Below are 22,493 nucleotides of genomic sequence, written 5' to 3' on the forward strand. Positions count from 1 at the left end.
GGTTCCACGGTTTGGGTGTTTTTTTAGGGTAAAAATCGGCGCAAGTATGTATAAACCGTGTGGTTATTGCAACGCGATGGCATCCGCGCCGATCCTTGCCAGAGCGTGTGTTGCGGCCCTTTCGAGCTTTTCTGGCGCGAAAATTGTACACAGTTAATTTACTTTTATGTGTACGATTTTTCGGTTTTTATTACCGGACAATCGCGCGGATGCACCGTTTGTCGAAACGGCTGTCGGGTCGAGGATGGCTGACATGAGCCGCCCTATCAGCCTTTGCGCCGAATCGTTGGCGGTGAGTGCCCCAGAAAAGTGCAGCAGGACCGCTCATTCCACCCACTGTGGCAACAAGCTTAGTTCCAATTGATGGCGGTGCAAGGCGAGGGTGTGCCTGGCTGCGACACTTGGTCGCAAGGCGGGGGGAAGGAGGGGGGATAAGCCGCCGCACCCCTGAAGGTGCGGCGTTTTTAGTCAAGCCTCAGTTACAAAATCATTTCACTTGGCAGAGGCCTGTTCGTTCCCCTTGGACAGGCTGTAGACGTAGGCGGCCAGCAGGTGAACCTTGTCGTTACCCTGGATTTCCTGCTGGGCAGGCATCTGGCCCTGGCGGCCGTAACGGATGGTCTGCTGCAGTTGGGCAAAGCTCGAGCCGTAGATGAACGCCTGTGGGTGAGTCAGGTTCGGTGCGCCCATGGCCGGGGTACCTTTGCCTTCAGGACCGTGGCAGGCCACGCAGTTGGTTGCGAAGAGCTTCTGGCCATTGGCCGGATCGGCTTTCGTGCCTTCTGGCAGGGTGCGGCCATCGAGGTTGGTCAGGACAAAGGCCGCCACGTCGGCTACACCTTGTTCGCCAATCACTTCAGCCCAGGCCGGCATGATGCCGTGACGGCCATTGAGGATCGAGGCCTTGATGGTCTCCGGCTCGCCACCCCAGCGCCAGTCATTGTCGGTCAGGTTAGGGAAGCCATAGGCGCCCTTGGCGTCGGAGCCGTGGCACACCGAGCAGTTGGAGGCGAACAGGCGGCCACCCATTTTCAGGGCTTGTGGGTCCTTGGCCACTTCCTCCACTGGCATGGCGGCGAATTTGGCGAAGATCGGTCCGAACTTGGCGTCTGCCTTGTCCATCTCTTTCTGCCATTCGTTAACGCCGGTCCAGCCGTCCTTGTAGCCAGGCAGCATGCCTTTCCAGTTACCCAGGCCAGGGTAGAGGATCAGGTAGCCGACCGAGAACATCAGGGTGCCAACGAACAGCCAGAACCACCACTTGGGCAGCGGGTTGTCGTATTCCTCGATGCCGTCGAAGCTGTGGCCCATGGTCTGGTCGGTGGAACCTTTGCTTTCGCCTTTGCGTGTGGCCAGTAGCAGCCAGGTCAGGCCAACCAGGCTACCGATTGTCAGTACGCAGATATACGTACTCCAGAAGGTGGTCATTGCCGGGTACTCCTCAAGGCGGATTCATTGGCGGTAGGGGGCAGGCGATCATCGGCGAACGGCAGCAGGCGTGCCTCGGCAAAGTCACGGTCGCGGCGGGCGTTGAACACCCAGAAGGCCAGGCCGATGAAGGCAATCATCACCAGCAGTGTGCCCAGGCCGCGTAGCTGGCCGATATCCAGTGTGAAGTCCATGGGGCTTACCTCTTGTTCTTGATCGCGGTGCCGAGCACCTGCAGGTAGGCGACCAGGGCATCCATTTCGGTCTTGCCCTTGACCGCGTCGCGGGCACCGGCGATGTCGGCATCGCTGTACGGCACGCCGAGGGTGCGCATGGTGCGCAGCTTGGCCTCGGTGTGCGTGCTGTCGACCTGGTTGGCCACCAGCCATGGGTAGGCGGGCATCTTCGACTCAGGCACGACGTTGCGCGGGTTGTACAGGTGCGCACGGTGCCAGTCGTCGGAGTAGCGAGCGCCGACACGGGCCAGGTCCGGGCCGGTACGCTTGGAGCCCCACAGGAACGGGTGGTCCCAGACGCTCTCACCGGCAACCGAGTAGTGGCCGTAGCGCTCGGTTTCAGCACGGAACGGGCGGATCATCTGCGAGTGGCAGCCGACGCAGCCTTCGCGGATGTAGATGTCACGGCCTTCCAGTTGCAGTGCGGTGTAGGGCTTCATGCCCTCGACCGGCTTGTTGGTGACGTCCTGGAAAAACAGCGGGACGATCTGGGTCAGGCCACCGATGCTCACGGCGACCACCATCAGCAGCACCAGCAGGAAAACGTTCTTCTCAATAGTTTCGTGTTTCATTTCGCTTTCCTCAGGCCAGCTGGGTGGCGGCGTCGGCTTCGGTTTTGGCCGGAGCGGCGACGGTCACGGTGCGCCAGGTGTTCCAGGCCATCAGCAACATGCCAGTCAGGAAGATGGCACCGCCGACGAAGCGCACGATGAAGCCAGGGTGGCTGGCGACCAGGGTCTCGACGAAGGAGTAGGTCAGGGTGCCGTCGGCGTTGACCGCGCGCCACATCAGGCCTTGGGCGATACCGTTGACCCACATCGAGGCGATGTAGAGCACGGTGCCGATGGTGGCCAGCCAGAAGTGGGCGTTGATCAGGCCGATGCTGTGCATCTGCTCACGACCGAAGACTTTCGGGATCATGTGGTACAGCGCGCCGATGGAGATCATCGCGACCCAGCCCAGGGCGCCCGCATGTACGTGGCCGATGGTCCAGTCGGTGTAGTGGGACAGCGCGTTGACGGTCTTGATGGCCATCATCGGGCCTTCGAAGGTCGACATGCCGTAGAACGCCAGCGATACCACCAGGAAGCGCAGGATCGGGTCGCTGCGCAGCTTATGCCAGGCGCCCGAGAGGGTCATCATGCCGTTGATCATGCCACCCCAGCTTGGGGCCAGCAGGATCAGCGACATGACCATGCCCAGCGACTGAGCCCAGTCTGGCAGGGCGGTATAGTGCAGGTGGTGCGGGCCGGCCCAGATGTACAGGGTGATCAGTGCCCAGAAGTGCACGATCGACAGGCGATAGGAGTACACCGGACGTTCGGCTTGCTTGGGCACGAAGTAGTACATCATGCCGAGGAAGCCTGCGGTCAGGAAGAAGCCTACGGCGTTATGGCCGTACCACCACTGGACCATGGCGTCAGTGGCGCCACTGTACAGTGAGTAGGACTTGGTCAGGCTGACCGGCACTTCCAGGTTGTTGACGATGTGCAAGATGGCCACGGTAATGATGAATGCACCGAAGAACCAGTTGCCCACGTAGATGTGCTTGGTGGTGCGTTTCATCAGCGTGCCGAAGAACACTACGGCGTAAGCGACCCATACGATGGTGATCAGCAGGTCGATTGGCCATTCCAGCTCAGCGTATTCCTTGGAGCTGGTGAAGCCCAGCGGCAGGGATACGGCAGCCAGGACGATGACCAGTTGCCAGGCCCAGAAGGTGAACGCGGCCAGACGCGGCGAAAACAGCGTGGTCTGGCAGGTGCGTTGCACCGAGTAGTAGGAGCTGGCGAACAATGCACAACCACCGAAGGCGAAGATCACCGCGTTGGTGTGCAGCGGGCGCAGGCGCCCGAAGCTGGTCCAGGGGAGGTCGAAGTTGAGTGAAGGCCAGACGAGTTGCGCGGCAAGAAAAACGCCGAGTCCCATCCCGACTATCCCCCACACCACCGTCATAATGGCGAATTGGCGGACCACCTTGTAGTTGTAGGCGGTACTGCTGGTTGTGTTCATGTATGGGTTCCCATCCACGGTTATAGGCAGACTTATTAGCGAGGCAAGCATGAGTAATGGGCAATTGGCCGGTATTGACGGGGATCAATGGGCGCAACGGGTTGCGGCGCGTGGCTGGCGCTGGAATGCCCCGCAAAATCAGGGGGATAAACCCTGTCGCGACGTGTTGATTCTGGCCCACGGCGCAGGCGCCCCCATGGACAGCGCGTTCATGGAAGACATGGCGCAAAGGCTTGCGGGGCAAGGGTTGGGGGTGTTGCGCTTTGAGTTTCCCTACATGGCTCAGCGGCGGCTGGATGGCGGCAAAAGGCCGCCGAATCCGCAGGCGGTACTGCTCGAATACTGGCGCGAGGTGTACTGTCAAGTGCGACCATCGGTCGCTGGGGTGCTGGCCATCGGTGGCAAGTCCATGGGCGGGCGCATGGCGAGCTTGTTGGCCGATGAACTGGGCGCCGATGCACTGGTTTGCCTGGGGTATCCGTTCTATGCGACGGGCAAGCCAGAAAAACCTCGGGTAGCGCATCTGGCAGCACTGAAGACGCCGACCCTGATCATTCAGGGCGAACGTGACGCGCTGGGCAATCGCCAAACGGTGGAGGGGTATGCGTTGTCGTCAGCCATCGAGCTGTGCTGGCTGCACGCCGCTGACCATGACTTGAAGCCACTCAAGGCGTCGGGGTTCAGTCATGCCGATCATTTACAGACGGCGGCAGACCGGGTTGTGCGCTTCATTGATGAAGTGAGTGCCGGGGTCAGGGCAACCCCGGCGACGATTGCTTAACCGCGGTACTCGCAAAGGTAGGCGGTGTCGACGGCGACTTTCAGTTGGAACTTGCTGTTGGCCGGTACATTGAACTGGCTGCCAGCGCTGAAGGTTTCCCAGTTGTCGCTGTCTGGCAGCTTGACGGTCAGGGCGCCGGAGACCACATGCATGATTTCGCGCTGGCTGGTACCGAACTCGTATTCGCCCGGAGCCATCACGCCAATCGTGGCTGGACCTTCGGCGGTGCCAAATGCGATGGATTTGACCGTGCCATCAAAGTACTCGTTGACTTTAAACATGGGCGACTCCTGAAAAGGGGGGAAAAAGGTTGGCCAGTATGCCCAAGCGCCCGGTTGCCGTCATCCGCTTTCAAATGCCGCTGGCAGGCAGGGTCAACGGTAGCAGGCGCGCCGTGTTGCGGGCATCTTCCAGGGCGCGGTGCTGCTGCCCGCAAAACTGCAGGCCGGCCAGTTGCAGCGCGCCATTCAGGCCGAGTGGACGTTGCAGGTGTCGGGCCTTGGCGAAGCGCTGTTTCAGGTTGATATGGGGAATGTTGGCCAATAGGCTGTCGACCTCATGCTGTTGCCATTCCTGCAGCAACTGCTTGCGGTCGTAGTCCCCCCAACTGACCCAACCCTCAAGGTGCGGCTGATGGTGGCTGAGCCAGCGCTCGAATTGTGCCCAGACCTCCATGAACGAGGCTGCCGTATCGACATTGGTCTGGCTGATATGGGTCAGCTCGCGGCAGAACGTGGTCAGTTGGGGGCGACGCCGTGGCCGTATAAACCGCTGGAAGTGGTCCACCTCCCGGCCGTCGCGGTTGACCAGGCTGGCACCGATTTCAATGATTTCCATTTCCGCGACTGGCCAGCCACCGTCGTCAGTGGTGGCTTCCAGGTCGATTACCAGCCAATGCCCCATCATTCGCTTCCCATCCAATATGCTGGCTAGAGCGTAGCCAATGCGCGGCGTTTAGGATATCCCCTGTTTTGGCAGCGGTGGCGCCCTTGCTGGCCTACTCTTTGGTTGTGCAAACGTGGTAAAACGCCTAGCTTAAAGGGCGTCCACGTCCCGTCCGTCGAGAGTGTGTAGCCTTGAAGTCCGTGCCATTGCCGCCGCTATTGTCCGCTCTGCTGCTGTTTGCCATGGCGTGGCTCGCTCCGTCGGCAAGTGCCTTCGAGGATGTTGAGGTCCGGGTGGGCGCCGCGCATTTCCCTCCTTACACGGTACGCCCCGAGCAAGGCGCTGATACAGGCTTGTTGCCGCAACTGATCGATGCCCTCAACCAACTGCAGCAGCAGTACCGCTTCGTTCTGGTGCCCACGTCGATCCCGCGACGCTTTCGCGACTTCCAGCACGGTCGCATCGATATGGCGATCTTCGAGAACCCTGAATGGGGCTGGCAACAGATTCCTCATGCCAGCGTCGACATGGGGCTTGAGGATGCCGAGGTGTTCGTTACCCATCGCCTGCCTGGCCGTGATCAAGCGTATTTTGCCGACCTTCAGGGCAAGCGGCTGGCACTGTTCAGTGGCTATCACTACGCCTTTGCCAAGTTCAACTCAAACCCACGCGACCTGGCTGAGCTTTACAACGCCACGCTGACCTATTCCCACGACAGCAACCTGTTGATGGTTCAGCGCGACCGGGCGGATATTGCCTTGGTTACCCGTTCGTACCTGTCGGATTACCTGGCGCGTAATCCTGGCAGCGCTGAACAGCTGTTGGCCTCCGAACGAGTGGATCAGGTTTACCATCACTTCGCCCTGTTGCGCCCCGGTGCACCGATCAGCGGCGAAGCGTTCCAGGGGCTGCTGCAGCAACTGCGCGACAATGGAAAACTGGCGGGTATTTTCAAGCCGTATCAAATCCACGTCGCGAAGTCGCGTTGACGCCGTTGCAGGCCTAGCCTGCCAACACACCTGTACAGCACTCAATCGGTGCGGAAGCGCCCCACCAAGGTGTTCAACTCGCTTGAGATCTGGGTCAGCGAGCGCGTGGTGGTCCTGGACACACTGGATACTTCACTGATACGACTGGCATCGCTGTGAATGTCGGCGATATGGCGGTTGATGTCTTCGGCCACGGCATGTTGTTCTTCGGCGGCGGTGGCAATCTGGGTATTCATATCCTTGATCGTCGTCACGGCCTCATGCACACCGGCAAATGCTGCCTCCACCTGAGCCGTAAATTCGACCGATTCGTTTGACTGCACCAGGCTGTGATGCATTTCCATCGCCACGCTCTGGCTGCTGCTGACCAGTTTGCCGAGCAAGCCGTTGATCTGTTCGGTTGAATCGGAGGTGCGCTTGGCCAATGCCCGCACTTCGTCGGCCACTACCGCAAAACCACGTCCCTGATCGCCTGCGCGTGCGGCCTCGATGGCGGCATTGAGCGCCAACAGGTTGGTCTGCTCAGCGATACCGCGGATGGTGTCGAGAATGGCGGTGATACCCTGGGTATTGTGCTCCAGTTGGCTGATCGACTCCGCGGCCTGACGAATACGGTCCCCCAGGCTGCCGACCTGGCTGACCATGAGCCCGATAACCTGCTGGCCTTTGTGCGCCTGGTCCTGGCCGTGCTGTGCGGCTTCAGCGGCGCGATTGCAGTTGATCGCCACTTCATTGGCGGTGGCGACCATTTCATGGAACGCAGTAGACACCATGTCCACCGCCGTCGACTGACGTTGTGCCGTATCGTCGAGCTGGCTGGCCTGGACACCGATAGCCGCAGCGCCTTGTTCGACCTGCGCGCTGGACGCGCGAATATCCTTGATCAAGTTCTGGATACTGTCGACAAAGCCATTGAAGCCCTTGGCCATTTGCGCGGTTTCATCGTTGCCCTTGATCTGTAAACGGCGCGTCAGGTCGGCCTCGCCGCTGGCAATATCGCGCAAGCCCGCTGAGGTTGTGTTGATCGGTGCAATCAGCACGTGGGACAGTGCTACGCCGCACAGCCCGAAGATCATCACCAGGACAGCGCCCAGCAATGTGATCACCCACACCAGGTGCCAGCCGCCAGCGTTGATTTCGCTGCTCTCGATCAGGGCAATGTAGGTCCAGCCCAAGGTTTGCGACTTGTACACGCTGGCGTTGTAGTCTTTGCCATCCAGTTGCACGGTGTAGAAACCTGCTGGTTGGTTGGCAAGAAAGGCATACCCGTCACCCAGGCTCGCCAGGGCTTTGAAATTGTTGGTGGGGTGCATTGGGTCGGCCAGCACGTTGCCATCACTCTCCACTAACAACAGATAGCCGTTGTTACCAAAACGGATCTTTCCGGCCACTTCGGTCAACTTGTTCAGCGAAACGTCCAGCGACACGACACCCGTTCCGCCATCGGCATCGATAAAGGTCTGTGCCGTGGAAACAATAACGGCGTTATCCTCGGCAAACGTATAAGCCTGCGTGCGAACAGGCTTGCCATTGCCCGTAAGGGCGGCCTTGAACCAAGGCCGTTCACGTGGGTCGTAGTGGGCGCGGATATCTGACTCTGGCCATTGCAGATAATGCCCCTGGCTCGTGGCCGCATAGACGTAGGCGTAACTGGGGTGCGATTTGCCCATCTGTGCGAACAGCTCATAGATCGCAGCGCCCACCCCGCTATCAGGGGCGTGCATCTTCGTCACGTGTGATGTTTCGATATAACGCTGAAGGGTATTGTCGGCGGACTTCAATACCTGCGTCTGACTCAATAGCGTGACGTTTTCTGCGACACTTTCAAGGAAGAAAGAAAAGGCATTATCCACTTCATGAATTTGTTTAATGCTGCTCTGGTTGAACTGTTCGCGTTCCCTGTTCATCGCCTGGTTGGCGACAAACAACGTAATCATCAATACGGGAATCAACGTGACGCCAATAAAGGCGGCTATGAGTTTGAAGCGAATCGTCATACAACCCTCTACTTTTTATTATTTGTGTTGTCCGGGTGAATTAGCTGTTTCAGAAAAACGTGGCGGCCCATTGAAAGAACAACCTGGGGATGCCGTCCTTGAAGTACGCAAAAATCGCCAATCGAGCGGTGTACGTCAGCAGTTTGGCACGCCTGAGCCCAATAAAATCGGCGAGGGCGGATCTGATCAATTTCAGGTCGGACACGTACAAAAACGGCGTGTGGGTATCTGCTGCAATGCTTCTCGGGAATCCGTCAATGCATGCGTTGCATGGGCGCATTCAATTCAATGTTTATGTTGCAGCGGCGGGGCTGAGAGGAAGAGGGGCGTTGACGGTATTCCTCCTCTGTTCGCGTACCCAAACAGAAAAAAGCAAGAGGCGAGGCCAGAAGGACAGAAGCAACTTTCCATCACCGAGGAGAGACAATAATGAAAAAAAGCATCGACCTTTCACGCCGTACGTTCATCAAAACCAGCAGTATCCTGGCGGGTACCGCCGCACTTTCCAGTTTCCTTCCGATGAGAAGTTTCGCGGCAGCGGAAAAAGAGCTGGTTATCCTGGCATGGGCCGGGCACGCCGAACCGGATATCGTTGCCGATTTCGAGCGCCAGTATGGGGTCAAGGTCCGGGCCAAGTACTATACTGGCGGGGATAACATGCTCGGGTTGATATCGCAGTCCCCGCCCGGCACCTTCGACCTGATCCTGTCTGATGCCGAGTACGTGCAGCAACTCAATGCCGCTGAATACATTGAGCGGCTCGATCCCGCCGACTACCCCTTCGACGATTTCTACCCCGAATTCCAGCACTTCCCCGGGCACTGGAAAGGCGATGAACTGTACTCGGTCTTGATTCGCTTCGGCTTTCTCGGCATCGCCTACAACACTTTGCTTGTTCCTGAAGCCAAGGTGCGCAGCTACAGCGTGTTCTGGGACGACAGCCTCAAGGGCAAGGTCGGGCACTTCGATTGGCACTTGCCCAACCTGGGGCAGATCAGTTTGGCCAATGCCAATGCGCGGCCCTACGACATCGATCCCGCGCACTGGCAAAGCGTCAAGCAGAAGATGATGACCCTGCGTCCGCAGATCGGCGGGTTCTTCGATTATGGCGGAACCTTCTCGTCGCTCAAGAACGGTCAGATCCATGCGATGTGCGGCATCGGCGACTGGATCACAGGTGTGTTGCAGCGCTCCGGCGCGCCGCTGAAAACCGTGGTGCCGGAGGAGGGAGGGTTGCAATGGACGGAGTCCTACTGCATTGCCAAGAACGCGCACAGCCCGGAGCTGGCGAAGAAGTTCATCCAATACATCACCTCGCCGGAAGGCCAGGTCAAGTCGGCGAAAATGGCCGCCTATCCCGCACTCATCCCCAACAAGCGGGGGTGGGAGCTGCTGAACAAGACCGATCCCGCCGAAGCCAAGCGTCAAGGCATGGTGCTCGGTCAGCACAACGTCATGGATGACATCCGTGCAGGTCGCATCAAGTACCGCGAGCTTCCGGTCCAGCAGAGCCTGGAGGACTGGAACGACTTCTGGTCCGAATACAAGGGTGCTTGACGAAGCGTGCGGAGGTGGTCGCAATGATGTCAAACAAGTTAAAGATTTCGCCGCCTGTGGTTACCAACGGCAGCACGGTGCAGCCGCGTGGCGGCAGAAGGGGCTTGCGCTTGCCCGGGTACGGCCTCAGCTTCTCGATGCCGATACTGATCTGGCAGTCGGTCTTCTTCGTATTCCCGCTGGCGTTTCTGGTGGCGATCAGTTTTTGGGTCGTACGCAACTTCCGGATGGTGCCGACGTTCGAGTGGCTGAACTGGAGCTACATGCTCAGCCGCGGGTTCTTCTGGGACGCCTATGCCCATACCCTGGCGATGGCTGCGGGGGCGGCAGTGCTGATCAGTGTGGTGGCGTTGCCCTGCGCCTACACCATCGCGTTCAAGTTCCGTGAGTCGGTAAAACAGTTGATCGTGCTGTTGCTGATCACACCGTTCTTCACCAGCTATCTGGTGCGCACCTATTCATGGCAGGTGTTCCTCAGTGATAACGGCATCCTCAATGCCGCGCTGGGCCAGTTCGGGCTGGAACCCCTGACAATGCTGAATACTGCGTTTGCAACCTATGTCGGTTACTTCACGCTGTGCTTGCCGCTGGTGGTTTTGCTGCAATTGTTCAGCCTGATGTACATCGATCGTTCGCTGATAGAGGCCGCGCACAATCTGGGTTGCGGGCGGATACGCACGGTGTTTCTGGTGGTGGTGCCGTCGGCACGAATCGGTATCGTCGTCGCGGCGCTGTTCTGCTTCATCCTGACGTTCGGTGACTTCGTCAGCCCGCTCTATCTGGGCGGTGGCCAGCCGCCGACCTTGAGCACGCTGATCACTGATACCACCAAGTCCGGCCAGCAATGGCCACGTGCGGCGGTGATTGCAACGATGATGATCGTTACGTTGTTGATCACGGCTTTCGCAGCGGTTCGCTTCGCTTATCGGAGGCGTGCATGAACGAGCATCGTCTGATCAACCTGGTGCTGCGCAGTTACGTGGTGCTGGTGTTTGTCTTCATCTTCACGCCGATTGCCGGCAGCGTCGTGTTCTCATTCAACATCGACCGTTTCCCGTCCTTGCCATTGGGTGGTTTCAGCCTGCACTGGTACGAGACCATCGCCGCCGACCCAGCGGTGTGGCAGGCATTCAAGAACAGCCTGATGGTGGGTGTGGTGGTGTCCCTGGTGTCGACCGTGCTGGGCTTCACCGCGGCCTATACCGACTACCGCTATCAGTTCTTTGGCAAGTCGATCTACATGGCGCTGGCGTTGCTGCCGCCGACCATTCCGGTGGTGATCATGGGGTTGGCCATGCTGGCTTTCCTGTCGCGGGTCGGGCTTTCCGGCGAGATCTACGCGGTGATGATCAGTCACGTGGTGATGTGTGCACCGTTCGCGATGGCGGTGATCCGGATGCGCCTTGCGCAGATGGATCCGAACATCGAGGCGGCGGCTTGGAACCTCGGTGCCAATCAATGGAAGGCCATGCGCTTTGTAATCCTGCCGTTCACCGCCCCAAGCATCTTCGCTGCGCTGTTCGTGACCATGGCTGTTTCTTTCGATGAGTTCGCCGTCGCCTGGTTCGTGTCCGGGCTCAACGAAACGGTTCCGGTACGCATCCTGAATACGTTGCAGGGGCAGGTGAGCCCGACCATCAATGCGATCGGCACGATTGTCTTCATCACGACGATGACGTTGGTGATCCTCGCACAACTGCTGCTGATGCGGCGAAACAAGCCTGCAACGGTTTGATGTCACCCTGGTACATAACTGGACCCGAAGGATTTCAGCCATGACTCAACCGCTGGTGGTATTCGATAACGTGGTCAAGAATTTCGGCAGTTACCATGCTGTCGAGCGCATGAACCTTGAAATTTACAAGGGCGAGTTTGTTGCGATCATGGGCTCGAGCGGCTGCGGCAAGACCACGACGCTGCGCATGCTCGCCGGGCTCGACAAGCCGACTGAAGGCGAGATACGTCTCAACGACGAACGGATCAACGACCTGTATTCCTGGGAGCGGGAGACGCCGCTGGTTTGGCAGAACCTGGCGCTGTTCCCGTTCCTCAATGTGGTCGAGAACGTCGAGTTTGGCCTGCGGATGCGCGGCATGGCGAAGGCCGAGCGACGCAAGAAGGCGCTGCAATGGCTTGAGCGGCTTGGCTTGGAAGAGTTTGCCATGCGTGACATCAGCCTGCTCTCCGGCGGCCAGCGTCAGCGTGTGGCGCTGGCACGCTCGCTGGTCACCGAGCCATCAATCCTGTTGCTCGATGAACCGCTGAGCGCACTCGATGCTCATTTGAGCGTGCGCATGCAGGGCGTGCTGACCGGGCTGCAGAAGGACCTTGGCATTACCTTCGTCTACGTCACGCACAGTCAGTCCGAAGCCTTCGCCATGGCCGACCGTGTGGTGATCATGAGTCGGGGCAGGGTAGAGCAGATAGGCTCGCCGAAGGACGTTTTCCTGGAGCCGCACAACCGCTTCGTCGCCGAGTTCATTGGTGGCAAGAATATCCTCTGCGGCACGGTCACAGGTTTCGACGAGAGGGGGCTGGTTCGTGTCGGCTCGCAGCACGGTGAGTTTCTTGCGCGGCGACCGGAGGGCAAGGCGATCGCTGCTGGCGAGCAGGTCACTGTCTGCCTGAGCGCCGAGCATATCAACCTGACCCTGCACCCCAGCCGGTCCAACCGCCTGGCCTGTACCGTGGTCGGTGAAGAGTTCATTGGCTCGATGGTGAATATCTACCTTGATGCCGGCGATGGGCTTGAACTGCAGGTGCAGAAACCGCATGCCGATTACAACCGACTTGGCCTGCGCAATGGACAAGACATCGTTGCCGAATGGGACGGCGCGTGTGCGTTGATCCTGCGCGGCGATTGAGCATCGGGGCACGCACGGCGTGCATGTTCCCCAACGGGGCAGTGCACAAAACAAGGCTACCGCTGTACCACGGCAGTAACTATAGTGGCGCGCGGTTCGGCGCTTGAAAAACATGAAGATAATAAGACACTTACAGAGGGTGTGTGCATGAACAACAGCGTAGTGATCGGCGAACTCACCTGGCCAGAATATGCGCAGAAGGTGGCCGACGGTTGCCCGATATTCCTGCCCGTCGGCGCATTGGAGCAGCATGGCCATCACATGTGCATGGAGGTCGATGTCCTGTTGCCGACAGCGGTCTGCAAGGCGGTAGCGTTCAATGTCGATGGCCTGGTTTTGCCCGCGCTGGCCTATGGGTACAAGTCTCAGCAAAAATCGGGGGGTGGCAACCACTTTCCCGGAACGACGAGCCTTGATGGCGCCACGCTGACCCATACCGTTCAGGACATCATTCGAGAGCTGGCACGTCATGGTGCGCGCAAGCTGGTGTTGATGAATGGGCATTACGAAAACTCGATGTTCATTGTCGAAGGTATTGACCTTGCCCTTCGCGAACTCCGTTATGGCGGCATCAACGATTTCAAAGTGGTGGTGCTGTCCTACTGGGACTTCATTAACGACCCGGCCGTGATTGAACAGCTTTATCCCGAAGGTTTCCTCGGTTGGGATATCGAACATGGCGGTGTCTTCGAGACGTCGCTGATGCTGGCCCTGCACCCCGACAAGGTCGATCTGAGCCGTGCTGTCGACCATCCCCCGGCCACCTTCCCGCCGTATGACGTCTTTCCCATCATCCCAGAGCGCACGCCGGCATGTGGAACCCTGTCTTCCCCTAAAGGCTCCAGCCGCGAGAAAGGCGAACTGATCCTGAGTGTCTGTGTCTCCGGTATCAGCGCCGCAGTGCGGGAGGCGTTTGATCTGACAACATAAGAGCACCCGTGAGCGCCGAAACAACAACCTGCAGCTGATTCTTCACCCTCCTAAATAGAATAAAAAGGGTAAATATCATGTCCAACAGCTCCACTCTGGCCCCAGGCCTCAAGCAGCGTCATGTCACCATGCTCTCTATCGCCGGTGCCATTGGTGCCGGCCTGTTCATCGGCTCAGGGCATGCCATCGCGTCTGCCGGCCCCGCGGCGATTCTGGCTTACATTTTTTCCGGCACGCTGGTCGTTCTGGTCATGCGTATGCTGGGCGAAATGGCAGTAGCCTCACCGGATACCGGATCATTCTCCACCTATGCCGAGCGGGCGATGGGACGTAGCGCAGGCTTTACCATCGGCTGGTTGTACTGGTGGTTCTGGGTGTTGGTGATTCCAATCGAAGCCATTGCCGCCGCTGCTATTCTGCACGCCTGGTTCCCTGCGGTGCAGACGTGGGAGTTTGCAATTGCGGTTACCGCGCTGCTGACGGTAACCAACCTGTTCAGCGTGGCGCGTTATGGCGAGTTCGAGTTCTGGTTCGCCATGCTCAAAGTCATTGCGGTATTGGGCTTCATCGCCATTGGTGGGCTGGCCCTGGCAGGCGCATTGCCCGGTAGAGAGGTGAGTGGCGTCATGGAGCTGAGCAAGACGTTTGGTGGCTTCATGCCTAATGGCATGACCGCTGTCATCGGCGCGATGCTTACCACCGTATTCAGTTTCATGGGCACGGAAATCGTCACGATTGCAGCGGCTGAATCCCAGAACCCGGCCAAGCAGATTACCCGCGCGACAAACTCGGTCGTCTGGCGCATGGGTATTTTCTACATTGTCTCGGTCTTCCTCATCATCTCCATTGTTCCCTGGAATGACCCCATGCTTCGGGAGGTGGGTTCTTATCAGCGAGCGCTTGAGCTGATGAACGTTCCGCAGGCGAAGATGATTGTCGATATTGTGGTACTGATAGCGGTGGCCAGCTGCCTCAACTCAGCCATCTATACGGCCTCGCGCATGGTCTACTCCCTGAGCAAGCGTGGAGATGGCCCGCAAGTGCTGCAGAAAACTACATCGTCGGGTGTGCCCTATGTGGCGGTACTGACGAGCACCGCCGTCGGCTTTCTGACGACCGCGCTCAATTACTTCGCGCCCGATGAAGTGTTCTCGTTCCTGCTTGCCAGTTCGGGCGCTGTCGCACTGCTGGTGTACCTCGTGATTGCGGTTTCTCAGCTCAAACTTCGCAAGAAATTGAATGAGTCGGGGCAGCACATTGCATTCAAGATGTGGTTTTACCCATGGCTCAGCTACCTGGTCATTTTCTGTATCTTGAGCATCCTGACCGTTATGTTGATGTTGCCAGAGCATCGTATGGAAGTGATTGCTACCGGTGCGCTCACGCTGTGCATCGTCTGCATGGGCTCAATCTTCAACGCCAGGAAGACTGCTGTGCAAACCATTAAGGTCGCTTCGACAGAAAGCGTTTGACGCCAGACCTCGCTGGCGCCCTCTATCACTGACCTGTATACGGCCTGCTCTCAGAGCAGGCCGGCTTTTTCCTTCCCCCGCCGCCAGTGCTTCTGGCGCGCCTGCTTCCCCTTCGAAACGACATGGACCCACGCCAGGTGGGCGCCGAATGTAAACAATCGAGGGTCGAATTCAGACAATGTCGGCGGTGTTGTAGATCTGATAATCCACCCAAGCGCGCTTAATTCTTGCGCAGAGGTGGCAGGTTTTGATGACAAATACCACTATGGCAATCGACGATAAACAGCACGGTCCGCATGAGCGCGTACTTGAGTCGGTGGGCTTTTTGCTGGTCAACAACTTCTCCCTGATGGCCATGTCTTGCGCCGTTGAGCCGCTACGCCTGGCCAATCAGTTGTCGGGGCAGGAGCTCTATCGTTGGCACACCTTGACCCTGGATGGTCGCCCGGTATGGGCCAGCAATGGCCTGCAGATATCTCCCAACGCGGCTGCCAGTAATGCACCAGCAATGGACGCACTGTTTGTGTGTGGCGGCAAAGGCATTGAGCGCAGTTGTACTGCTGAACAGGCGTCCTGGCTCAAGTCACAGTCCGAACAGGGGCTGCACTTGGGCGGTGTGTGCTCTGGGAGCTGGGCCTTGGCCGCAGCCGGCCTGCTTGATGGTTACGATTGCAGTGTCGACTGGCCCTACCTGATGGACATGCAGGAGGGTTTTCCTGGGGTCACCCTAAGCGCGCAATTGTTTGTGATTGACCGCGATCGTTATACGGCCTCAGGCGGTACCGCTTCCCTGGACATGATGTTGCGGTTGATTGGCGCGGGGCATGGGTCAGAACTGGTGGCGCAGATCTGTGAGACCCTGGCCTTTGATCACCGGCGCAACGAACAGGGCCATCAGCGCTTGCCACTCAAGCACATGCTGGGGCATGCGCAGCCGAAACTGCAGGAAGTCGTGGCGTTGATGGAAAGCAACCTGCGCGAACCGCTTAGCCTCGATGAACTGGCCAGCTACCTGAGTGTTTCCAGGCGGCAGTTGGAGCGGTTGTTTCTGAAGTATCTCTACAGTACCCCCATGCGCTATTACCAGAAGTTGAGGTTGATGCGGGCACGGCAGCTGCTCCGGCAGACGGCGCTGCCGGTGATGCAGGTCGCGACTGAGTGCGGCTTCATTTCAACCCAGCATTTCTCCAAGCGCTACCGTGAACACTATGGCGTTCCCCCCAAGGATGAGCGCGTGCATCGTCGTCGCATGAGTTCCCCGCCGCTGCATTGAGGGCATTACTGGCGCGACACCTGTCCGGCCCCGAGATTTCTCGGGGCCGGTTTTTTTTGGCCGTGGTGTCCACGATTCGGATCTAACCAATTTCGGGTCGGGCACGTACAAAAGATGCCCCTGGGTATCTGCTGCAATGCTCCTCACGGACCCGGCCAAAAGCGGTGTACCGAATCGCTAACAATGACAAGGAACACAGACGATGCAAATGCCAAAAACAATCCAGATCCGCAACGGCGATAAAGTCCAATCGACCTTTTCCGAGCAGGAATATGCCGATCGCCAGGCCAAGCTGCGTGCTTATATGGCGGCCCAGGATATCGATGCGGCGGTGTTCACTTCCTACCACAACGTCAACTACTACAGCGATTTCATTTACTGCTCCTTCGGCCGCCCTTACGCGTTGGTCGTGACCCAGGACAAGGTGGTGTCGATCAGCGCCAACATTGACGGTGGTCAGCCATGGCGTCGTACCGTGGGCACCGACAACATCGTCTACACCGACTGGCAGCGTGACAACTTCTTCGTCGCCATCGAACAAGCGCTTCCCAAAGCGGGCCGCATCGGTATCGAGTTCGACCATCTGAACCTGCAGAACCATGCGAAGCTCGCTGCGCGTTATCCGCAGGCGCAATTGGTCGACATCGCCGCACCCTGCATGCGTATGCGCATGATCAAGTCCGCAGAAGAACACGTCATGATTCGTCATGGCGCGCGCATCGCCGACATCGGCGGTGCGGCGGTAGTCGAAGCATTGCGTGACCAGGTACCTGAATACGAAGTGGCATTGCACGCTACTCAGGCGATGGTGCGCGAGATCGCCCGCAGCTTCCCTGAAGGCGAGCTGATGGACACCTGGACCTGGTTTCAGTCGGGCATCAACACCGACGGCGCCCATAACCCAGTGACCAGTCGCAAGGTCAACAAAGGGGATATTCTGAGCCTCAACTGCTTCCCGATGATCGCCGGTTATTACACCGCCCTTGAGCGCACCCTGTTCCTCGATCACTGCTCCGACGAGCACCTGCGCTTGTGGAACGTCAACGTCCAGGTCCATGAAGCGGGCCTGAAGCTGATCAAGCCTGGCATGCGTTGCAGCGACATCGCTCGAGAGCTGAACGAGATCTACCTTCAGCACGACCTGTTGCAGTACCGTACCTTCGGTTACGGGCATTCATTCGGCACCCTCAGCCACTACTACGGCCGCGAGGCGGGCCTGGAGTTGCGCGAGGATATCGATACAGTACTCGAGCCAGGCATGGTGGTGTCGATCGAGCCGATGATCATGCTGCCTGAAGGCATGCCGGGTGCTGGTGGCTATCGCGAACACGACATCCTGATCGTCAACGAGCAGGGTTCGGAGAACATCACCAAGTTCCCTTACGGGCCAGAGAAGAACATCATCAAGAAGTAAACGTGATACGCCGCACAGGGATGTGCGGCTTTTTTTTCCCTGGTCAACGTTGCCAGGGGAGAAGCGAGCCAGCCCTACATTTCGCCGGAAATAACAATAAAAAGGGTACTTGTCATGTCTACCACCTCCACGCTGACGTCAGCCCGGTTTCATTCACGCGAGCAAGATGCTGAACGGCAGGCACTGCGCAAGGCAGCGCGTGCCAGTTTCATGGGTAACTTCGTCGAATGGTTCGATTACGCCGCCTACGGCTATCTGGCCACAGTCATCGCCGCCACCTTTTTCCCGCAAACCGATAAAGCCACGGGTTTGCTTGCAACCTTTGCCGTATTCGCTTTGTCCTTTATCGTTCGCCCTCTGGGCGGATTGGTATGGGGGCACTTCGGTGACAAGTATGGGCGTCGAAATGCGTTGTCCTATTCCATCCTGATCATGTCCATTTCGACGTTTTGCATCGGTGTCCTGCCCACCTATGGGCACATCGGCTTGTGGGCACCGGCGTTGCTATTGCTTATCCGACTGGTCCAGGGTTTTTCTGCTTCCGGTGAGTACGCCGGTGCTTCGGCATTTCTTGCTGAGTATGCGCCACAAGGCAAGCGAGGGCTGTACACCAGCATCGTGCCGGCGAGTACTGCCGCAGGGTTGCTGTTCGGCGCGGCCTTCGTTGCGGGCCTGCATGGCCTGTTGAGCAGCGAAGACATGCAAAGCTGGGGTTGGCGCGTGCCGTTCTTGTTGGCAGCACCTTTTGGCCTGGTCGGCCGTTACATCCGCATGAGCCTGCAGGACACCCCCAAGTTCCTGGAAATGGAGCAGCGCCTGGAAAACAAGGAATGTGCAACAGCAGCGCCGATCCGCGAATTGCTGACCGTGCATCGTCGCAGCGTCATCATCGGTATCGGCGTCACCTGCCTCAACGCTGTGGCCTTTTACCTGTTGCTCAGTTACATGCCGACCTACCTGTCGACGGAAATGGGGATGAGTGAGAGCGACTCCTTCATTGCCTCGACCGTCTCACTGGCGACCTACATCGGCCTGATTTTCCTCATGGGCAAACTGTCCGACTTCTTCGGTCGCAAGACCATGCTGGTCATGGCGTCGGTGTTGTTCCTGTTACTGACGTTCCCATTGTTCGGCATGCTGGATCATCAGCCATTGGTGGTCATTCTGATGATCCAGATCATCTTCGGCGCCATGCTGGCCATGAACGACGGTACCTTGCCGAGTTTTCTCGCAGAGATTTTCCCGACCCGGGTGCGCTTCAGCGGCTTTGCCTTCAGCTTCAACATCGCCAACGCCTTGTTTGGTGGTACTGCGCCGTTTATCGCCACGTGGTTGATCCAACTGACGGGCAACAAGATGGCGCCTGCCTGGTACTTGTTGGCGGCAGCCTTGGTCGCGCTGGTGGCGATGCTGTCGGTGCGGGAAACAGCGCATGCAGCGCTGCGGGATTGATTGATTCGCCAGGCAGGCCTGCGATGCAAACACCGCGAAGGTACTGGCACCGCGCCGATGCCATCGCGGGCAAGCCCGGCTCCTACAGCTGGCGCGGGCTCTGTTGGAGCAGGCTTGCCTGTGATGCAAGCACTGCGAAGGCACTGGCACCACAGCGATACGATCGCGGGCAAGCCCGGCTCCTACAGGCGGCTCGGTCTTCGTTGGAGCAGGCTTGCCTGCGATGCAAGCACCGCCAAGGCACTGGCACCACAGCGATGCCATCGCGGGCAAGCCCGGCTCCTACAGGCGGCTCGGTTTTCGTTGGAGCAGGCTTGCCTGCGATGCAAGCACCGCGAAGGCACTGGCACCACAGCGATGCCATCGCGGGCAAGCCCGGCTCCTACAGGCGGCTCGGTTTTCGTTGGAGCAGGCTTGCCTGCGATGCAAGCACCGCGAAGGCACTGGCACCACAGCGATACCATCGCGGGCAAGCCCGGCTCCTACAGGCGGCTCGTCTTCGTTGGAGCAGGCTTGCCTGCGATGCAAGCACCGCGAAGGTACTGGCACCCCACCGATGCCATCGCGGGCAAGCCCGGCTCCTACAGCTGGCGCGGGCTCTGTTGGAGCAGGCTTGCCTGCGATGCAAGCACTGCGAAGGATGCCATTGCAGTTCAAGACTGCGTTCCAAAGACGTTACTGCAATGCGCCTTTTTTGCGCTCGCCCATGGGGGACAGGCCAAAGAATCGGCTGTAACACTTGGAGAAGTGCGCAGGCGAGGCGAAACCGCAGGCCAGGGCGATATCGCGTACCTGGGACTCACTGCGCAGCAGCAACTGACGCGCCCTCGACAAGCGCAATTCCAGGTAGTACTGGCTCGGGGTACGTTGCAGGTACTTGTTAAACAAACGCTCCAGTTGCCGCACCGACACATCGTTCAAGGCGGCCAGTTCATCCAGCCCTACTGGCTCCTCAAGATTGGCTTCCATGATGGCCACCACCTGGCTGAGCTTGGGTTGAGACGTGCCCAGCTTGCTGCGCAACGGTACCCGTTGCTGCTCGCGCGCGCCGCGCACCCGGTCACACAACAGCAGCTCGGCAGCCCGCGCGGCGATCTCTGAGCCGTTGGGTTCGCGGGCGACCAGTTGCAGGATCATGTCCATGGCGGCGACGCCGCCTGAACAGGTGTAACGGTCGCGGTCCAGTTCGAACAACTGATTGGAAATGATGATCCCGGGGAAACGATCCTTGAGTGCTTCGATGTCTTCCCAGTGAATGGTGCAACGGTAGCCTTTGAGCAGGTCAGCGCGGGCCAGCAGGTGGCTTCCGGTACAGATCCCTCCCAATGGGATGTGTTGATGGGCCAGCTTGCGCAGCCAATTGAGCAGTGGTCGGCTGCTGTGGTCGGAAACGATAGGGTTGGCGCCTACGACGAAAAGAATGTCGAGGTCGGGTGCGTCTTCGATGGCGTAGTCTGGCAGCACGCGCATGCCGTTACTGGCGGTCACCGGGTCGTGATTGGCAGCAATGATGACGGTCCGGTACAAGATTTGATGCGCGGCCATGTTGGCGATGCGCAGGGTTTCCACGGCCGACGCGAAACCGATGGTAGTGAAGTTCGGCAGCACCAGAAAACCGATGGTCTTGACCGGCTTTTGCGCCTTGGTCAAATGATCCGCAGCGGCTGTGCCCTTCAATGTCTGGGCCATGTTCTTTCCTCTTATGCATCGGTAATGCGTTCTCCGGCATTAGCATCGAGACATCGCAGTACGGGTTATTTTTCTTGTTGTCCCTGCCTGCTTCCAGGCGTTCGGATAGTACACCTTGTGGGGGCGTGGTGCCTGACCCTTGGAGGGATTGCCGGGCATTTGGATGTCGATATCAGACAAACATGACACCTGTCGTTTTTGCACAATCGGCTCAACAAAAAAAACAGCGACGGAAGGTCTCCGTCATGAGGAGAGAGCATGTTCAGTAAAAACGATCAACTCCAGGGTTATGACGATGCACTGCTGGCGGCGATGAATGCCGAAGAGCAGCGTCAGGAAGATCACATCGAACTGATCGCCTCGGAGAACTACACCAGCAAGCGCGTGATGCAGGCCCAGGGCAGCGGCCTGACCAACAAGTACGCCGAAGGCTATCCGGGCAAGCGTTACTACGGCGGTTGTGAGCACGTGGACAAGGTCGAGCAACTGGCGATTGACCGTGCCAAGCAACTGTTCGGTGCCGACTACGCCAACGTTCAGCCGCACTCCGGCAGCCAGGCCAACGCGGCGGTGTTCCTCGCCCTGCTGCAGGCCGGTGACACGGTGCTGGGCATGAGCCTGGCCCACGGCGGCCACCTGACCCACGGCGCCAAGGTCAGTTTCTCCGGCAAGCTCTACAACGCGGTGCAATACGGCATCGATACTGCCACCGGCCTGATCGACTACGACGAAGTCGAGCGCCTGGCGTTGGAGCACAAGCCGAAAATGATCATCGCTGGTTTTTCGGCCTACTCGAAAACCCTCGATTTCCCACGCTTCCGTCAGATCGCTTACAAAGTGGGCGCGTACCTGTTCGTCGACATGGCGCACGTGGCCGGTCTGGTCGCGGCCGGGCTGTACCCGAACCCGCTGCCGTACGCCGACGTGGTCACCACCACCACCCACAAGACCCTGCGCGGCCCACGTGGCGGCCTGATTCTGGCCAAGGCCAACGAAGAGCTGGAGAAGAAACTCAACGCGGCGGTGTTCCCCGGCGGCCAGGGCGGGCCCCTGATGCACGTCATCGCGGCCAAGGCCGTGTGCTTCAAGGAAGCCCTGGAACCCAGCTTCAAGGCGTATCAGCAGCAAGTGATCGACAACGCCCAGGCCATGGCTGGCGTGTTCATCGACCGCGGCTACGATGTAGTGTCCGGCGGCACCGATAACCACCTGTTCCTGGTCAGCCTGATCCGTCAGGGCCTGACCGGCAAAGAGGCCGATGCTGCCCTGGGTCGTGCCCATATTACGGTGAACAAGAACGCCGTACCGAATGACCCACAGTCGCCGTTCGTCACGTCCGGCCTGCGCATTGGCACCCCGGCGGTGACCACGCGCGGCTTCAAGGTCAGCCAGTGCACCGCACTGGCCGGCTGGATCTGCGACATTCTCGACAACCTTGGCGATGCCGATGTCGAGGCCGATGTGGCGAAAAACGTGTCGGCACTGTGTGCAGACTTTCCGGTTTACCGCTGAG

Annotated in this window: 20 protein-coding genes and 1 pseudogene; 13 read left to right on the forward strand and 8 right to left on the reverse strand. The window is 58.8% G+C overall.

Annotated features, from left to right (window positions below; translation table 11 throughout):
• Positions 1-492: 492 nt before the first annotated feature.
• The 4 genes from ccoP to ccoN are packed head-to-tail and all read right to left on the reverse strand — an operon-like array spanning position 493 to position 3,677.
• On the reverse strand, positions 493-1,428 hold the full coding sequence (ccoP, locus tag CS390_RS08000; protein WP_065761967.1) for a cytochrome-c oxidase, cbb3-type subunit III: 936 nt from the start codon (positions 1,426-1,428) through the stop codon (positions 493-495).
• Positions 1,425-1,622: a cbb3-type cytochrome c oxidase subunit 3 gene (locus CS390_RS08005; RefSeq protein ID WP_065761968.1), complete on the reverse strand. Its 198-nt coding sequence runs from the start codon at positions 1,620-1,622 to the stop codon at positions 1,425-1,427. Before CS390_RS08005 ends, ccoP begins: the two co-directional genes overlap by 4 nt.
• 5 nt (positions 1,623-1,627) lie before the next feature.
• Complete coding sequence (ccoO, locus tag CS390_RS08010; protein WP_065761969.1) at positions 1,628-2,236, reverse strand: cytochrome-c oxidase, cbb3-type subunit II; 609 nt, start codon at positions 2,234-2,236, stop codon at positions 1,628-1,630.
• Positions 2,237-2,246: 10 nt separating this feature from the next.
• Positions 2,247-3,677 carry a cytochrome-c oxidase, cbb3-type subunit I gene (gene ccoN, locus CS390_RS08015; protein WP_099773981.1) on the reverse strand — a complete coding sequence of 477 codons (1,431 nt, stop codon included), beginning with the start codon at positions 3,675-3,677 and terminating at the stop codon, positions 2,247-2,249.
• A gap of 49 nt (positions 3,678-3,726) precedes the next feature.
• Between ccoN and CS390_RS08020 the strand changes: the two genes are divergently transcribed.
• Positions 3,727-4,458 (forward strand): alpha/beta family hydrolase, encoded by a 732-nt coding sequence (locus tag CS390_RS08020; RefSeq protein ID WP_099773982.1) that lies wholly within the window; start codon positions 3,727-3,729, stop codon positions 4,456-4,458.
• Here CS390_RS08020 and CS390_RS08025 read toward each other — a convergent pair.
• Together CS390_RS08025 and CS390_RS08030 are read right to left on the reverse strand one after the other, a co-directional pair.
• Positions 4,455-4,739 carry a pyrimidine/purine nucleoside phosphorylase gene (locus tag CS390_RS08025; RefSeq protein WP_065761227.1) on the reverse strand — a complete coding sequence of 95 codons (285 nt, stop codon included), beginning with the start codon at positions 4,737-4,739 and terminating at the stop codon, positions 4,455-4,457. The genes CS390_RS08020 and CS390_RS08025 overlap by 4 nt on opposite strands.
• 70 nt (positions 4,740-4,809) lie before the next feature.
• Positions 4,810-5,361, reverse strand: coding sequence for an exonuclease domain-containing protein (locus CS390_RS08030; RefSeq protein WP_099776577.1), 552 nt, complete (start codon positions 5,359-5,361; stop codon positions 4,810-4,812).
• A gap of 224 nt (positions 5,362-5,585) precedes the next feature.
• On the opposite strand from CS390_RS08030, the gene CS390_RS08035 reads away from it, so the two are divergent.
• Entirely contained in the window at positions 5,586-6,332 is a 747-nt protein-coding gene (locus tag CS390_RS08035; RefSeq protein ID WP_065761240.1) for an ABC transporter substrate-binding protein, read from the forward strand.
• A gap of 41 nt (positions 6,333-6,373) precedes the next feature.
• Here CS390_RS08035 and CS390_RS08040 read toward each other — a convergent pair whose 3' ends face one another.
• Positions 6,374-8,329, reverse strand: coding sequence for a methyl-accepting chemotaxis protein (locus CS390_RS08040; protein WP_099773983.1), 1,956 nt, complete (start codon positions 8,327-8,329; stop codon positions 6,374-6,376).
• Between CS390_RS08040 and CS390_RS24925 the strand changes: the two genes are divergently transcribed.
• From CS390_RS24925 to CS390_RS08090, 10 genes and pseudogenes are all read left to right on the forward strand, one after another.
• Complete coding sequence (locus CS390_RS24925; RefSeq protein ID WP_157767123.1) at positions 8,313-8,759, forward strand: hypothetical protein; 447 nt, start codon at positions 8,313-8,315, stop codon at positions 8,757-8,759. The two genes, CS390_RS08040 and CS390_RS24925, sit on opposite strands and share 17 nt — an antisense overlap.
• Complete coding sequence (locus CS390_RS08050; protein ID WP_099773984.1) at positions 8,759-9,886, forward strand: extracellular solute-binding protein; 1,128 nt, start codon at positions 8,759-8,761, stop codon at positions 9,884-9,886. Before CS390_RS24925 ends, CS390_RS08050 begins: the two co-directional genes overlap by 1 nt.
• Before the next feature lie 23 nt (positions 9,887-9,909).
• The gene (locus tag CS390_RS08055; RefSeq protein ID WP_099773985.1) at positions 9,910-10,827 is read left to right on the forward strand and encodes an ABC transporter permease; all 918 of its coding nucleotides are present in this window, start codon (positions 9,910-9,912) and stop codon (positions 10,825-10,827) included.
• Positions 10,824-11,621, forward strand: a complete 798-nt coding sequence (locus tag CS390_RS08060; protein WP_099773986.1) for an ABC transporter permease — start codon at positions 10,824-10,826, stop codon at positions 11,619-11,621. Before CS390_RS08055 ends, CS390_RS08060 begins: the two co-directional genes overlap by 4 nt.
• Positions 11,622-11,661: 40 nt before the next feature.
• Entirely contained in the window at positions 11,662-12,750 is a 1,089-nt protein-coding gene (locus CS390_RS08065) for an ABC transporter ATP-binding protein (protein WP_099773987.1), read from the forward strand.
• Positions 12,751-12,897: 147 nt separating this feature from the next.
• Positions 12,898-13,680, forward strand: coding sequence for a creatininase (locus CS390_RS08070; protein ID WP_065761234.1), 783 nt, complete (start codon positions 12,898-12,900; stop codon positions 13,678-13,680).
• Positions 13,681-13,757: 77 nt separating this feature from the next.
• Complete coding sequence (gabP, locus tag CS390_RS08075; protein ID WP_065761235.1) at positions 13,758-15,152, forward strand: GABA permease; 1,395 nt, start codon at positions 13,758-13,760, stop codon at positions 15,150-15,152.
• A 265-nt stretch (positions 15,153-15,417) separates the two neighbouring features.
• Positions 15,418-16,389, forward strand: a pseudogene (locus CS390_RS08080) (GlxA family transcriptional regulator); the annotation flags it as partial.
• 238 nt (positions 16,390-16,627) lie between these two features.
• Positions 16,628-17,839 carry a M24 family metallopeptidase gene (locus tag CS390_RS08085; RefSeq protein ID WP_065761236.1) on the forward strand — a complete coding sequence of 404 codons (1,212 nt, stop codon included), beginning with the start codon at positions 16,628-16,630 and terminating at the stop codon, positions 17,837-17,839.
• Between the two features lie 114 nt (positions 17,840-17,953).
• Entirely contained in the window at positions 17,954-19,291 is a 1,338-nt protein-coding gene (locus CS390_RS08090; RefSeq protein ID WP_065761237.1) for an MFS transporter, read from the forward strand.
• A 675-nt stretch (positions 19,292-19,966) separates the two neighbouring features.
• On the opposite strand, the gene CS390_RS08095 is transcribed toward CS390_RS08090, so the two are convergent.
• A complete protein-coding gene (locus tag CS390_RS08095) occupies positions 19,967-20,980 on the reverse strand; it encodes a GlxA family transcriptional regulator (protein WP_099773988.1) in 1,014 nt (337 codons plus the stop codon).
• A gap of 258 nt (positions 20,981-21,238) precedes the next feature.
• Between CS390_RS08095 and glyA the strand changes: the two genes are divergently transcribed.
• A complete protein-coding gene (gene glyA, locus CS390_RS08100) occupies positions 21,239-22,492 on the forward strand; it encodes a serine hydroxymethyltransferase (RefSeq protein ID WP_099773989.1) in 1,254 nt (417 codons plus the stop codon).
• Position 22,493 lies beyond the last annotated feature (1 nt).

Origin of the sequence: Pseudomonas sp. HLS-6 (assembly GCF_002753995.1) — a bacterium.
GTDB classification, from domain to species: Bacteria; Pseudomonadota; Gammaproteobacteria; order Pseudomonadales; family Pseudomonadaceae; genus Aquipseudomonas; species Aquipseudomonas defluvii.